Consider the following 13,542-nt stretch of genomic DNA (forward strand, 5'->3'; position numbering starts at 1 on the left):
CAACGAGCGACCCGGCTACGCGTTCGCGATCGCGCCACATGATGAGCACTGCGCTATAGGCGTCAGGGATGGCCGACGGGGGTGAGCTGGTCAAGGCCACCGAGCGGTTGCTCGAGGGCAGGCACGGGAGACTGGGAGCGGCCGCTTTGCGGGCGGCCCTGGTCGACCTCTACGAATTTTGGTTGGGCAAGGGCGCCACGGCGGCCGGCGTCGACACCGCTGAACCCGGTGTCGCGCTGGCCGCCGTCGGCGGCCTCGGTCGCCGCGAGCTGGTGCCCTTCTCCGACCTCGACCTGTTGTTGCTGCACAACGGCAACTCCCGTGTCGGCGAGATCGCCGACGCGATCTGGTACCCGTTGTGGGACGCCAAGATCGGCCTCGATCACTCGGTCCGCACCCCGGGTGAGGCGCTGAAGGTCGCGTCCGAGGACCTGCGGACCGCGATGGGGCTGCTCGACATCCGCCACCTCGCCGGGGACGCCGAGATCACCGCCAGGCTGGCTGCCGCGGCCCGGGACCAGTGGCGGCGGACCACCCGGAAGCGGGTGGGCGAGCTGTCGGAGGCGGTGCACCAGCGCTGGGCCCGCAGCGGTGAGATCGCGCAGTCCGCCGAGCCGGATCTCAAGCACGGCCGAGGCGGGCTTCGCGACTTCGCCGTCTTGGAGGCGCTGGCGGCGGCACAGCTGACAGCCAGGCCCGGCGAGGAACTCTTGGCGGCCAAGAGCCTGCTGCTCGACGTCCGGACGGAGTTGCGCAAGGAACTGCGCCGGGAGCGGGACATCCTCAGCGCGCCGGAGGCCGGGACGGTCGCGGGCGAACTCGGGTTCGGCGACAGGTTCACCTTGGCACGCAAGCTTTCCGGTGTCGGGCGGACGATCGCGTACGCGGTCGACGTCGCGCTCCGGTCCACTGTGGAACCGCCCAAGGCGCGGTTCGGGCGGCGGCCGGCGCGGACGCCGCTCGACGAAGGCGTCGTCCTGCACGGGAACGAGGTCGCGCTGGCACGGGACGCGGTGCCCGCCAAGGATCCGGCACTGTTGCTGCGGGTCGCCGCGGCGTCGGCCCGGATCCGGCGGCCCATTTCGCACGGGACCCTGCGGGCACTCGCCGAGACCGCGCCGGAACTACGCGCGCCGTGGCCCGCTGACGCCCTCAAGGCGCTGGTGGAACTGCTCGGCGCGGGCGAGGGGCTGGTCGACGCCGTCGAGGCGCTCGACCGCACCGGCCTGTGGGCGCGGCTGTTCCCCGAGTGGGGAGCGGTGCGGGATCTCCCGCCGAGGTCGCCGGTGCATTCGTGGACCGTTGACAGGCATCTGGTCCGCGCAGCCGTCGAGGCGTCGAAGCTGACGACCACCGTTTCCCGGCCGGACCTGTTGCTGATCGGCGCGCTGCTGCACGACATCGGCAAGGGGCGCGAGGCGGACCATTCCGAACTCGGCGCGAAGATCAGTGCCCAGGTGGCGGCCCGGCTCGGGTTGACGGAGACCGACTCGGCGCTGGTGGCGGCGATGGTCCGGCATCACCTGCTGCTGCCGCACACCGCGACGCGGCGGGACATCAGCGATCCGGCCACGATCCAGCGCGTGACCAAGACGCTCGACGACAACCTCGTCCTGCTGGAACTGCTGCACGCGCTGACGACGGCCGATTCGCTGGCCACCGGGCCGGGCGTGTGGACCGACTGGAAGGCCCGCCTGCTCGCCGAACTCGTGTCCGGCTGCGAGGAAGCCTTGCACGGCAAGGGTTTCTTGCCGCCGGAGCCGATGGGCGCCGAGCAACGAGAGCTCGTCGCCGAAGCCGTCGCGTCCGGCCGCGGGGAAGTGCGGATAACCGCCGTGGGCAAGGTCGTGACCGTGGTGCTCGCGGTCCCGGCCCGCGCCGAACTGCTGGCGCCCGCCGCCGGAGTGCTCGCGCTGAACTCCCTGGAGGTCCACGCGGCGGTGCTGCGCGGGCACGACGGGGGACGGGCGGGCGTCTTCACGGCGTCACCGAAGTTCGGCTCGCTGCCCGACGTCACGTTGCTGCGGGAACAGTTCGCGAGGGCGGTGGCCGGGACGCTGCCGCTCACCCAGCGGCTCGCGGCGAAGGAACGGGACTACGGCGGTGGCGAGACGCCTTCGGCCGGAGCGAAGGTGATCTGGTTCGACGACGAGACCAGCGGGCGGGACACGGTCGTGGTGGAACTGCGGGCCGCGAACCGGATCGGGCTGTTGTACCGGGTCGCGGGCGCGCTGCGCCGATGCGAGGCCGAGGTGCGCTGGGCGAAGGTGGCCACGCTCGGCGGCGCGGTCGTCGACTCGTTCGCCGTCGCGCCGCGGACGGGCAAGGTCGATCAGGCGTGGCGCTCGAAGATCGAAGCCGCGCTGCTGGCGGCCGCTTCTTGACGGCCCCCGGGGCGGGAGCGAAGGTCCCTTGCTCCCGCCCCGGGGTGTCGCGCGAAGTGCGGAGGGTGACGGTGGCAGGATGTGCGCGGTCGAAACCCGAAGGCTCCGGAGGGCGGTGATCGCGTGCTGGGTCATGAGCAGAACTCGCCAGGACCACAGCGGATCACACTGCCGCCGACAGTCGTCGCTTCTCATTTCCGGGCGTGCGCGGACGACCTCGCCGTCTCCCTGAACGCGTCCGGCACCGCCGCGACAGTGCCCGAGCTGCTCAAGGTGATCCGGCATCTCGTCGCGGGCCAGCAGGCGCTGGCCATCGCGCTCGAAGGCATGGCGGGCCGGGTCGAGGTGGGCGGCGAAGGCGCGCTGGCCACCGCCCCGATGGTCGACGTCGAGGTCGTCGCCGAAGTACTCCGAGCGGCCGCCACCGCTGTCGACTGTTCGGCCGAAGCACTCGCCGAATCGCGTCCGTCATTCGAATGTGTGAGCGAATCAGTCGCCCCTGACACCCGTTTGTAGCTGTCCCGCCGCTTCGGCGCGTGGATACGCTGACCAGGCGGAGGTGGGCCATGCGAGCGGTGTGGAAAGGCACGATCGGATTCGGGACCTACGCCGTTCCGGTGAAGGCGTACAGCGCGACCGAAGAGCACAACCTCCCCCTCCATCAGGTGCACGAGCCGGACGGCGGCAGGGTGCGGGTGAAGTGGGTCTGCGAGGTCGACGGTGCCGAGGTGCCCGCGGCCGAGATCGCCAAGGGACACTCCGTTCCCAGCGGTGACGTCGTCCTGCTCACCGGCCGGGACTTCGCTTCGCTGCTCGCGCCGACCACCCAGTCGATGGACGTCATCGGCTTCACCCCCGCCGAGCAGGTCGACTCGATGTACTTCGCGCGCAGCTACTACTTGGAACCGGAGCCGGCGGGTACCAAGCCGTACGTGCTGCTGAGTGAGGCGCTGCAGCAGACCGGGCGGATCGCGATCGTGAAGGTGACGCTGCGCCGGCGCGAGACGCTGGGTGCGCTGCGCGTGCGTGACCAGGTGATCGTGCTCGAGACGATGCTGTGGCCCGACGAGATCCGGCGGCCCGACTTCCCGTTCCTGCACGAGGACGTCGACTTGCGGCGCGGAGAACTGCGGAACGCGGTTTCGCTGATCGAAGACCTCACGCAGGACTTCGACCCCGGCCGGTACACCGATCGCTACCGTGAAGCGCTCGAAGCGCTCATCCAGGCCAAACTCGACGGGGACGACGTCCTCCAGCCGACCGCCGCCGAACAGGCGGAAGGGGTGACGCGCCTGCTGGCGGCCCTGCAGCAGAGCTCCGTCGAGGCCGACCGAGCCCCGGTCGAGAAGGCCAAGGAAGCGGCGGAGAAAGCACGCCAGGCGCGGACGCGGGCGAAGCGGGCCTCGTCGTCCACCAAAACCGGTTGAGTAGTTCTACCCAGGGACAGTTGAGGGTCTTCACGCTCCCGTGACCCCGTGGTGACCGGGCATTGTTATGCCCATCGCGAGGAGAGAACGCGGGAAGCGGAAGTCGCCAGGTACTGGGGGTCCGGCGAGACCGAATCCCGCGAAGCTCGCCAAGTGTGCTTACGGTCGGCTCGCGGGGAGGCGAGCCTTCCGTAGGGGCTCCGGTACCGGTCTGCGAGGGGCGGCCGGTCCCGGAGCCCTGTCTGCGTCAAGCCTGGAACGCCGAAGCGTTGTCCGTGACCCAGTCCGCGTAGCTCCGCGGCGGGCGTCCGAGCGCTTCGGCCACGCCGTCGGTGACGAGGCCGGGCTGCCCGGCGAGCCGCCGGTACCTGTTCATCAACGCTTCGGCGAAGGCTTCCGGAAAGCCGCGCGCGATCATGGTCTCGGCGGCCGCGTCCGCCGGGATTTCCTGATACCGCAAGGTCTTGCCGAGCACCGTGCCGATCACCTCGACCATTTCCGCGTGGGTGAGCGATCGCGGGCCGGTCAGCTCGAGTTTCCGGCCGGTGAACTCGTCGGTCAGCAGGGCGCGGGCCAGTACGTCGGCCAGATCTTGTTCGTGCAGCGGCGCTTCGGCGAAGTTCGCGAACGGGCCGTAGATGACGTCGCCGGCGCTGATCTGGCCCGCCCAGGTCAGCCGGGTGTTGGCCGCGAAGAAGGACGCCCGCACGCTCACCCAGTCCAGCCCACTGGCGACGGAGGCTTGCTCGACCTCCTTGTTCCGGTCGCCCTGGAACCGCGACGGCTGGTGCTCCGCCGGTTCGTCGACGTTGGTGGCCGACAACGCGACCACTCGCCGCACGCCGTGTCGCTTCGCCAGCGCGAGCACGTCCGAGGGGGCGGCGGCCGCCGCCCGGGAGTGCAGGAAGATCCCGGTGACGCCCGCCATGAAGGGGGCGATGCTGTCGGGAACCGACGGATCCCCTTCGACGACTTCGACGCCGGAAGGCCATCCGGATGCGGCTTCGGCGTCGCGGGTTATGGCTCGTACGTGCGCTCCAGCCTCGACGAGCTTGGCGATCAGCGGCCGCCCCACCAAGCCGCCGGCCCCAGTGATCAGGTACATGACCCATCTCCTTATCGGTTGTCATACAATATGAAAACCGTATCACCTGTGAGCATGGGAACGAGATCATATGACTTTCGTAACACCCGATGGCCGACCTCGGCGACGGAAGGTCACCGGGATCAAAGGGGCGCTGCGCGAGCTGAACAACCAGTTCGCGCTCTTCAACCACCAGCTCAGCGCCAAGGTCGCGCTCAAGCCGGTGGATTTCGACTGTCTCGAACTGCTCAACCTGCACGGTCCGCTGAGCCCGAGCGCGCTCGCGAAGCAGGCGGGCCTGCACCCGGCCACCATGACCGGGGTGCTGGACCGGCTGCAACGCGCGGGCTGGGTCACCCGTGACCGTCCGCCGGACGCGGTCGACCGCCGCGCGGTCGTCGTCTCGGTGACCGGCGATCGTGACCGCGAGATGTACCGGCACCTGGCCGGGATGAACGCGAAGATGGACGACCTCTGCGACGGCTACACCGACGCCGAACTGGACCTGATCGCCGATTTCCTGGGGCGCACCACCGCGGCCGGGAAAGACGCGACCGGGGACCTGGCGGGGGAAAGCGAATAGGCGAGGTCGTCACCGCGTCAACCCCCGGCCTCGGACACCGACTACCCTGGGAAGCCGTCGGTCCGTACCGGCAAGCCACAACGACCCAGCTGGAGCGTGCACACCCGTGTTCGACACCCTCTCCGATCGGCTCACGTCCGCCCTGCAGACCCTGTCTCGCAAGGGCAGGCTCTCCGACGCCGACATCGACGCCACCGCGCGCGAGATCCGTATCGCGCTGCTCGAGGCGGATGTCGCGCTGTCGGTGGTCAAGGACTTCATCGCCCGGATCAAGGAACGCGCCAAGGGCGCCGAGGTGCACGGCGCGCTGAACCCGGCGCAGCAGGTCATCAAGATCGTCAACGAGGAACTCGTCACCATCCTCGGCGGCGAGACCAGGCGGCTCACGTTCGCGAAGAACCCGCCGACGGTCATCATGCTCGCGGGTCTCCAGGGTGCCGGTAAGACGACGCTCGCCGGAAAGCTCGCGATGTGGCTGAAGAAGCAGGGCCACGCGCCACTGCTGGTCGCCTGTGACCTCCAGCGCCCCAACGCGGTCACGCAGCTGCAGGTCGTCGGCGAGCGGGCCGGGGTCGCCACGTTCGCGCCCGAGCCCGGCAACGGCGTCGGTGACCCGGTCGACGTCGCCCGCCGCGCCATCGACGAGGCCAAGCGTGCCCAGCACGACATCGTCCTCGTCGACACCGCCGGCCGTCTCGGTGTCGACGAAGAGCTGATGAAGCAGGCCGCGGACATCCGCGACGCCGTTTCCCCGGACGAGACGCTGTTCGTCGTCGACGCGATGATCGGTCAGGACGCGGTCACCACGGCCGAGGCGTTCCGCGACGGCGTCGGCTTCACCGGCGTCGTGCTCACCAAGCTCGACGGTGACGCCCGCGGTGGTGCCGCGCTGTCGGTCCGCCAGGTCACCGGCCAGCCGATCCTGTTCGCGTCGAACGGCGAGAAGCTCGAAGACTTCGACCTCTTCCACCCGGACCGGATGGCCAGCCGGATCCTCGGCATGGGTGACGTGCTCAGCCTCATCGAGCAGGCCGAACAGCATTTCGACCAGGAGAAGGCCGAGCAGACGGCGGCCAAGCTCGGCAGCGGCCAGCTCACCCTCGAAGACTTCCTCGAGCAGATGCTCGCGGTCCGCAAGATGGGCCCGATCGGCAACCTGCTCGGCATGCTGCCCGGCGCCGGGCAAATGAAGGACCAGCTCGCGCAGGTCGACGACAAGCAGCTCGACAAGCTGCAGGCGATCATCCGCGGCATGACCCCCGCCGAGCGCGCGGACCCGAAGATCATCAACGCTTCGCGCCGCGTGCGGATCTCGAAGGGGTCCGGTGTCGCCGTCCGCGACGTCAACGACCTGGTCAACCGCTTCTTCGAGGCGCGCAAGATGATGGCGCAGATGGCGGGCCGGTTCGGCTTCGGCGGCGGAGGCGGCGGCAGCAAGACCCGCAAGGGCAAGAAGGGGAAGAAGGGCAAGGGGCGCGGCCCGACACAGCCCAAGGTCCGCGGCGGCTTCCCTGGCGGCATGCCGATGCTGCCCCCGGGCGGGATGCCCGGCGGTCCCGGGGGCGGGATGCCCGACCTCTCCCAGCTCGGCGGCATGAACGACGTACCCGGGTTCGACCCGAAGAAGTTCAAGCTGCCGAAGGACAAGTAGCCCGTGGAGGCGCTGCATCTGGCGGGGGTCGTCCTACCGGACGGCGAGCACCGCGAGCTGTGGGTCACCGGCGGCCGGATCACCAGCGAACCGGTCGCCGGAGCGGAAACCGTTGTCCGGGAAGGCTTTCTCGTTCCCGGACTGGTCGACGCGCATTGCCATCCCGGAATCGGGGCCGGCGGCGCGACGACCCTCGAAGAGGCCACCGAACAGGCGATCACCGATCGCGACGCCGGGACGCTGCTGATCCGCGACTGCGGGCTGCCGATCGACGTCCGGCCGTTGCAGGCGCGCGCCGACCTGCCGCGGATCATCCGCGCCGGACGGCACCTCGCCCTGCGCAAGCGCTACATCCCCGGCCTCGGCATCGAACTCGAAGACCCATCCGAGCTGCCGAAGGCGGTCGCCGAACAGGCCCGTGACGGCGACGGCTGGGTCAAACTCGTCGGCGACTGGATCGACCGCGGCGTCGGCGATCTCGCGCCCCTGTGGCCCGACGACGTCCTCGCCGAGGCCATCGCGGTCGCGCACGCCGAGGGCGCCAAGGTGACGGCGCACGTGTTCGGCCAGGCCGCGTTGCCGGGCTTGATCGACGCGGGCATCGACTGCCTCGAACACGGCACGGAACTCTCGTCGGACCAGCTGGGCGTCCTCGCCGACCGCGGGATCGCCCTCGTGCCGACCCTGATCAACATCGAGAACTTCCCCGGGATCGCCGACAAGGCCGGAAAGTACCCGGTCTACGCCGATCACATGCGCGCGCTGCACGCGGGCGTCGGCGACATGGTCTCGACGGCGATCGAGGCCGGTGTCCAGGTGTATGCCGGGAGCGACGCGGGCGGGATGGTCGAGCACGGCAGGCTCGTCGACGAGATCGAGGCGCTGCACAAGGCGGGCATGTCCGCCGAGCAGGCGCTGGCGTCGGCTTCGTGGGCGGCTCGCGAGTGGCTCGGTGTGCCCGGGATCGTCGATGGCGCTTCGGCCGACCTGCTCGTCTACCCGTCCGATCCGCGTGAGGATCTCGCGGTGCTACGGCATCCGAGTCACGTCGTCCTGCGTGGCAAGATCTACGCCTGACCCGACTCCACCCGTGACCGGAGCGGCACTTAGCGTGGAGGCGTGGTGGACGACGGGCAGGCTCGCGAGCGTTTGGTGCTCGGAGCGCACTGGGGATTCGTAGCGTTCTTCGCGGGCATCGCCGGGTACCACTTCGTCACGCTCGTCATGAGCTTCGTGATGTCAGGCCGCTTCGGCGGCTACGACCCGCTCGAACTCCGTGACGTCGGCCCGCTGCTGATCCTCGCGTTCCTGCCGACCCTCGTACTCGGCCTCGGCCCCGCGGTCGGCTCCCGCGTCTGGGGGCAGGGACTAAGCACGGACTTCGGGCTCAAGCCCACCTGGCGCGACGTCCGGATCGGGCTCGCCTGCGGAGCGGCCGCGCTCGCCGCCGGTTATCTCCTCAACCTGCTCCTGCTCGCCGTGTACGGGACCGACGGCGACGACAGGACCTTCTCCGACGTCTCGCCCAGCCCGATCACCGAACTTTCCGGCACCGCCGAAGGCGACACCGTCTGGCTGGTGTTGGCCGCCGTCATCGTGGTCCTCGCCGCCCCGGTCACCGAAGAACTGCTCTTCCGCGGCACGCTCTGGAACGCGATGGGCTTCCACCGGCTGCCCTCGTGGGTGATCCTGCTGGTCACCGCGCTGGTGTTCGCCCAGCTGCACGGGGAGGCCGCGCGCACGATCGCGCTGTTCGGCCAGGGCATCGCCATCGGCCTCGCGCGCTATCTTTCCGGCCGGGTGAGCGCGGCCGTCATCGCGCACGCGGCCAACAACCTCCCACCGGCTGTATTGCTCTTCGCGGCGAGGTGATCGCCGCTCGAGGCGGTTAGAGTCTGTGAGTAACCGAACGATCACCGGAGGATCGGCGTGACCGTATCTCAGCCCAGGGAGCCGATCCCCGAGGCCGCGCCGCCGGACGAACTCATCGCCGGAGGTGAGGTGGCCGAGCCCGCCACGCCACCGTCGCATCGCTGGGGATTCGGGGCCTTCCTGCTGGTGGAGGCTGTCCTGCTGGCGTCGGCGGCGTTCATCAGCGTCCTGCTCGGCGACGTCCAGCCCGGCCAGCCCCTGCCGATGCGCATGGTGTTGCTGGGCACGATGGTGCCGACGATGATCGCCGCCGGGGTCGCGCTGCTGATCACCCGGCTGCGCGGCAACGGCCCGGTCATCGACCTGCGGATCGGCTGGAGCTGGGCCGACGTCAAGGTCGGCCTCAAGCTCGGAGTGCTCGGGCTCGGGTTCACCTCGCTCGCCGCGTGGGCCTGGACGCAGCTGGTGGGCAACGAGAACGCGACCTCGGCGATCAGCGCGCTCGTGGAAGACCGGCGGATGTCGGTTTCGGCGGCCGTCGTGATGTTCATCTACCTGTGGCTGGTCGGGCCGATCTGCGAGGAGATCATCTACCGCGGCCTCCTGTGGGGCGCCGTCGAGCGGCTGCAGTGGCGCACGGAACGCTGGGGGAGGATCGTGGCGTTCCTGGTCTCCACGGCCGTTTTCGCGGCGAGCCACCTCGAACCGCTGCGCACCACGTTGCTGCTGGTGATCGCGATCCCGATCGGGCTGGCCAGGGTGTTCACCGGACGGCTGCTCGGCAGCGTGGTCGCCCACCAGGTGAACAACTTCCTCCCGGCCGTGACGATCCTGCTCGCCTCGCTCGGGATAGCCGCGTTCTGACAGTCAGTCGGCGTCTGGCAGAATGTTCGCTTGCCTGCTTTGGCCGGACCCTCTCACCGCGCCCGAGCTCCGGACCTTCGGGTGTGCGTAGCCGTTCCCCACTCGGCTGGCGTGCGCCTTCCACATGCATCAGAGAGAACTGAGGAGTACCCACACCCGTGGCCGTCAAGATCAAGCTTCAGCGTCTCGGCAAGATCCGTGCGCCGTACTACCGCATCATCGTCGCCGACGCGCGCACCCGCCGTGATGGCAAGGCCATCGAGACGATCGGCAAGTACCACCCGAAGGAAGAGCCGAGCTTCATCGAGGTCGACACCGAGCGGGCCCAGCACTGGCTGTCCGTCGGTGCCCAGCCGACCGAGCCGGTCCAGCGCATCCTCGAGATCACCGGTGACTGGCAGAAGTTCAAGGGCCTGCCGGGCGCCGAGGGCACCCTGAGGGTCGCCGAGCCGAAGCCGTCGAAGCAGGACCTGTTCAACGCCGCGCTCGCCGCCGCCGGTGACTCGGCCTCGGCCGAGGCCACCACGCCGAAGAAGAAGTCCGCCCCGAAGAAGGCGGAAGCCGACAAGGCCGAGGCCGCCGAGGGTGACAAGGCCGAGGCGTGAGCTTCCTCGCTGACTCCCTCGAGCACCTGGTGCGCGGGATCGTCGACAACCCGGACGAGGTCCGGGTCGAGCTGCTGACCACGCGTCGTGGCCGCACGCTCGAGGTGCACGTGCACCCCGACGATCTCGGCAAGGTGATCGGCCGGGGCGGTCGTACCGCGACAGCCCTGCGCACCGTCATGGGCGGCATCGGTGGCCGCGGCGTCCGTGTGGACGTCGTCGACACCGATCGCTGACCAGGGACAAAGAGACAGATCGAGATGGACGTCGTAGTCGGCCGGATCGCCAAGGCGCACGGAATCCGCGGGGAACTCGCGGTGGACGTGCGCACGGACTCGCCGGAACAGCGGTTCGCGGTCGGTTCGGCCGTCATGACGAAGCTGCGTGACGGCAGTAGCAGAAACCTCACCATCGCAGCCGCCCGCGAACACAGCGGGCGGCTGCTGGTGCGTTTCGAAGAGGTGCTGACCAGGGACGTCGCGGAGACCCTCCGCGGCGCGCTGCTGATCGCCGACACCTCCACGCTGCCGCCGACCGAAGACCCCGACGAGTTCTACGATCACGAACTCGAAGGCCTGCGGGCCGAACTCGCCGACGGCACGCTTGTCGGCAAGGTGCTCGAGATCGTGCATTCGGCGGCGGGGGAACTCCTGTCGATCGAGCACGACGGACGTGAGGTCCTGGTCCCGTTCGTGAAGGCGATCGTCCCGGCGGTCGACGTCGCGGGCGGCCGCGTGGTCCTCGACCCGCCGGAAGGCCTGCTGGACGCCTGATGCGCCTCGACGTCGTCACGATCTTCCCCGAGTACCTCGACCCGCTCCGCGCCGCGCTGCTCGGCCGCGCGATCGACCGCGGCCTCATCGAGGTCGGCGTCCACGACCTGCGGAACTGGACGCACGACGTCCACCGCGCGGTCGACGACGCCCCGTACGGCGGCGGGCCCGGCATGGTGATGAAGCCGCAGATCTGGGGTCCCGCCCTGGACGAAGTCTGCGGTGAGAACACCCGCCTCGTGGTCCCCACCCCCGCCGGACGGCCGTTCACCCAGGCCATGGCCCACCAGTACGCCGCCGAGGAACACCTGGTGTTCGCGTGCGGCCGCTACGAGGGCATCGACCAGCGGGTGATCGACGACGCCGCACAGCGGATGCCCGTCGACGAGGTCTCGATCGGCGACTACGTGCTGGTCGGTGGCGAGGCCGCGGTGCTGGTGATGGTCGAGGCCGTCGTCCGGCTGCTGCCCGGCGTACTCGGCAACGCCCGCTCCGCCGAGGAGGACTCGTTCTCCGACGGCCTCCTCGAAGGCCCCAGCTACACGCGGCCCGAGGTCTGGCGCGAGCTCGCCGTGCCGGACGTCCTGCGGTCGGGAAACCACGCGCTGATCGACCGCTGGCGCCGCGACCAGGCACTGGAACGCACCGTACGGCGCAGGCCCGAACTGATCGGCCTGCTGCCGGAGGGTAGTCTCGACAAGCACGATCTCCGGGTCCTCGAGCGGTTGGACGAGGGCACCGGCGAGGCCGGGTCGAGCACCTGAGTCCCGGTCTGCAATACTTGACAGGTTGGCGTGAGTGGACGCGCGGCTTCACAGCCGGCGCCGTACACCGGAACGCCATCAGCCCCCGGGTAGGTCGCAGTGCCCGACACTGCGCGCCCAAGCTGCACGTAAGCCATACGAAGACGAGGACGGACCACCGATGAACACCCTGGACGCGCTGGACGCGCAGTCACTGCGTTCCGACATCCCGGACTTCCGACCGGGCGACACGCTCAAGGTTCACGTCCGCGTCATCGAGGGCAACCGCGAGCGTAACCAGATCTTCCAGGGCGTCGTGCTGCGTCGCCAGGGCGGCGGCATCCGCGAGACCTTCACGGTCCGCAAGGTGTCGTTCGGCATCGGCGTGGAGCGCACCTTCCCGGTGCACTCGCCGAACATCGCCGAGGTCGAGGTCTACAAGCGCGGCGACGTCCGCCGGGCGAAGCTGTACTACCTCCGTGAGCTTCGCGGCAAGGCCGCCAAGATCAAGGAACGCCGCGAAAACCGCGAGAAGACCTCGGCTAACTGAGTAGCCACACGGTTACAGGTAACCTGGCGTCGTGGTCGAACCCGTGTCCCAGAACACCTCCGAAGACGAACCCGATCGCCCCGAAGAGGAGCGCCCCACCCGGGCCTCCCGCCGGGGCCGATCCGGTTCCAAGAAATTCGGCAAGGTCAACAAGAAGCGGTCGTTCTGGAAGGAACTGCCGATCCTGATCGTCGTCGCACTCGTGCTGACGATCTTGATCCAGCAGTTCCTCGCCAAGGTCTACATGATCCCCTCGGGATCGATGGAGACCACCCTGCACGGCTGCTCCGGGTGCACGGGCGACCGGATCCTGGTCGACCGGATCACGTACGACTTCACCGATCCCGGCCCGGGTGACGTGGTGGTCTTCAAGGGACCGCCCGCCTGGGTCGGCGAGATCGAGACGCCGGAGTCCGGCAACATCTTCGTCACCGGCTTCCGCGCCCTCGGATCGCTGATCGGGTTCGCGCCGCCGGACGAGCGCGACTTCGTCAAGCGGATCATCGCGGTCGGCGGCCAGACGGTGCAGTGTTGCGACAACAACCGGGTGGTCGTGGACGGCAAGGCACTCGACGAGCCGTACGTCCACTGGGAAGAGGGCATGCCGCCCACCGAGAAGACGTTCGAGCCGGTCAAGGTGCCCGCCGGATACGTCTGGGTGATGGGCGACAACCGCAACAACTCGAGCGACTCCCGGTTCCAGGGCGGCGGTGGCGTCAACGGCGCCGTCCCGGTGGACAACATCATCGGCAAGGCTCGCGTCATCGTGCTCCCGCCCGGCCGCTGGGGTGGCGTTTCGGACCACAACCCGCAGGCGAACGCGCAGCCGCTGGCACTCGGTGCGCCGGCCTGGCAGCAGGGGCTTCCCCTGGGCGTCGGCATCGCCGCGGCGTGGCCCGTGGTCTTCTTCGGCAGGCGGATGTCGGCCGGAGTGCGCAAGGCGGTCGACGACCGGAGGCGGTAAGGCCTTGAGAGTTCCTGTACCGCTCACACCGGCCGAGCCGCT

The 13,542-nt window shown here is 69.5% G+C and carries 15 protein-coding genes; 14 read left to right on the top strand and 1 reads right to left on the bottom strand.

Annotated elements, in window-relative coordinates:
- The first annotated feature begins 68 nt into the window (after positions 1-68).
- The 3 genes from ACFOSH_RS23265 (at position 69) to ku (ending at position 3,811) form a co-directional block, all read left to right on the top strand.
- Entirely contained in the window at positions 69-2,384 is a 2,316-nt protein-coding gene (locus ACFOSH_RS23265) for a [protein-PII] uridylyltransferase (protein ID WP_378241150.1), read from the top strand.
- Between the two features lie 123 nt (positions 2,385-2,507).
- On the top strand, positions 2,508-2,900 hold the full coding sequence (locus tag ACFOSH_RS23270) for a hypothetical protein (RefSeq protein ID WP_378241151.1): 393 nt from the start codon (positions 2,508-2,510) through the stop codon (positions 2,898-2,900).
- A gap of 50 nt (positions 2,901-2,950) precedes the next feature.
- Positions 2,951-3,811 (top strand): non-homologous end joining protein Ku, encoded by an 861-nt coding sequence (gene ku, locus ACFOSH_RS23275; RefSeq protein WP_378241152.1) that lies wholly within the window; start codon positions 2,951-2,953, stop codon positions 3,809-3,811.
- A 247-nt stretch (positions 3,812-4,058) separates the two neighbouring features.
- Here the strand turns inward: ku and ACFOSH_RS23280 are convergent, their stop codons facing one another.
- Complete coding sequence (locus ACFOSH_RS23280) at positions 4,059-4,916, bottom strand: NAD(P)H-binding protein (protein ID WP_378241153.1); 858 nt, start codon at positions 4,914-4,916, stop codon at positions 4,059-4,061.
- Between the two features lie 70 nt (positions 4,917-4,986).
- On the opposite strand from ACFOSH_RS23280, the gene ACFOSH_RS23285 reads away from it, so the two are divergent.
- The 11 genes from ACFOSH_RS23285 to lepB all read left to right on the top strand — a co-directional run bounded on the left by ACFOSH_RS23285 (position 4,987) and on the right by lepB (position 13,500).
- A complete protein-coding gene (locus ACFOSH_RS23285) occupies positions 4,987-5,478 on the top strand; it encodes a MarR family transcriptional regulator (RefSeq protein WP_378241154.1) in 492 nt (163 codons plus the stop codon).
- 106 nt (positions 5,479-5,584) lie between these two features.
- Positions 5,585-7,129: a signal recognition particle protein gene (gene ffh, locus ACFOSH_RS23290; RefSeq protein WP_378241155.1), complete on the top strand. Its 1,545-nt coding sequence runs from the start codon at positions 5,585-5,587 to the stop codon at positions 7,127-7,129.
- 3 nt (positions 7,130-7,132) lie between these two features.
- Positions 7,133-8,206: an amidohydrolase family protein gene (locus ACFOSH_RS23295; RefSeq protein ID WP_378241156.1), complete on the top strand. Its 1,074-nt coding sequence runs from the start codon at positions 7,133-7,135 to the stop codon at positions 8,204-8,206.
- A gap of 45 nt (positions 8,207-8,251) precedes the next feature.
- Positions 8,252-9,001 carry a CPBP family intramembrane glutamic endopeptidase gene (locus ACFOSH_RS23300; RefSeq protein WP_378241211.1) on the top strand — a complete coding sequence of 250 codons (750 nt, stop codon included), beginning with the start codon at positions 8,252-8,254 and terminating at the stop codon, positions 8,999-9,001.
- Positions 9,002-9,058: 57 nt separating this feature from the next.
- Positions 9,059-9,865: a CPBP family intramembrane glutamic endopeptidase gene (locus tag ACFOSH_RS23305; RefSeq protein WP_378241157.1), complete on the top strand. Its 807-nt coding sequence runs from the start codon at positions 9,059-9,061 to the stop codon at positions 9,863-9,865.
- Between the two features lie 158 nt (positions 9,866-10,023).
- Positions 10,024-10,470: a 30S ribosomal protein S16 gene (gene rpsP / locus ACFOSH_RS23310; protein WP_378241158.1), complete on the top strand. Its 447-nt coding sequence runs from the start codon at positions 10,024-10,026 to the stop codon at positions 10,468-10,470.
- Positions 10,467-10,706 (top strand): RNA-binding protein, encoded by a 240-nt coding sequence (locus ACFOSH_RS23315; protein WP_003103110.1) that lies wholly within the window; start codon positions 10,467-10,469, stop codon positions 10,704-10,706. The genes rpsP and ACFOSH_RS23315 overlap by 4 nt, the downstream gene beginning before the upstream one ends.
- Before the next feature lie 24 nt (positions 10,707-10,730).
- Positions 10,731-11,243: a ribosome maturation factor RimM gene (gene rimM, locus ACFOSH_RS23320; RefSeq protein ID WP_364033747.1), complete on the top strand. Its 513-nt coding sequence runs from the start codon at positions 10,731-10,733 to the stop codon at positions 11,241-11,243.
- Complete coding sequence (gene trmD, locus ACFOSH_RS23325; protein WP_378241159.1) at positions 11,243-12,007, top strand: tRNA (guanosine(37)-N1)-methyltransferase TrmD; 765 nt, start codon at positions 11,243-11,245, stop codon at positions 12,005-12,007. Before rimM ends, trmD begins: the two co-directional genes overlap by 1 nt.
- Before the next feature lie 160 nt (positions 12,008-12,167).
- The gene (gene rplS / locus ACFOSH_RS23330; RefSeq protein WP_378241160.1) at positions 12,168-12,536 is read left to right on the top strand and encodes a 50S ribosomal protein L19; all 369 of its coding nucleotides are present in this window, start codon (positions 12,168-12,170) and stop codon (positions 12,534-12,536) included.
- A gap of 31 nt (positions 12,537-12,567) precedes the next feature.
- A complete protein-coding gene (gene lepB / locus ACFOSH_RS23335) occupies positions 12,568-13,500 on the top strand; it encodes a signal peptidase I (RefSeq protein ID WP_378241161.1) in 933 nt (310 codons plus the stop codon).
- Positions 13,501-13,542: the final 42 nt, after the last annotated feature.

Origin of the sequence: Amycolatopsis speibonae (assembly GCF_042647925.1) — a bacterium.
In the GTDB taxonomy this organism is placed as follows: Bacteria; Actinomycetota; Actinomycetes; order Mycobacteriales; family Pseudonocardiaceae; genus Amycolatopsis; species Amycolatopsis speibonae.

Excerpts from the sequence above, each read along its gene's own strand:
- ACFOSH_RS23265 (WP_378241150.1), top strand. The coding sequence starts at position 69 with ATGGCCGACGGGGGTGAGCTGGTCAAGGCCACCGAGCGGTTGCTCGAG.
- ku (WP_378241152.1), top strand. The coding sequence starts at position 2,951 with ATGCGAGCGGTGTGGAAAGGCACGATCGGATTCGGGACCTACGCCGTT.
- ACFOSH_RS23280 (WP_378241153.1), bottom strand. The coding sequence starts at position 4,916 with ATGTACCTGATCACTGGGGCCGGCGGCTTGGTGGGGCGGCCGCTGATC.
- ACFOSH_RS23285 (WP_378241154.1), top strand. The coding sequence starts at position 4,987 with ATGACTTTCGTAACACCCGATGGCCGACCTCGGCGACGGAAGGTCACC.
- rimM (WP_364033747.1), top strand. The coding sequence starts at position 10,731 with ATGGACGTCGTAGTCGGCCGGATCGCCAAGGCGCACGGAATCCGCGGG.
- trmD (WP_378241159.1), top strand. The coding sequence starts at position 11,243 with ATGCGCCTCGACGTCGTCACGATCTTCCCCGAGTACCTCGACCCGCTC.
- rplS (WP_378241160.1), top strand. The coding sequence starts at position 12,168 with ATGAACACCCTGGACGCGCTGGACGCGCAGTCACTGCGTTCCGACATC.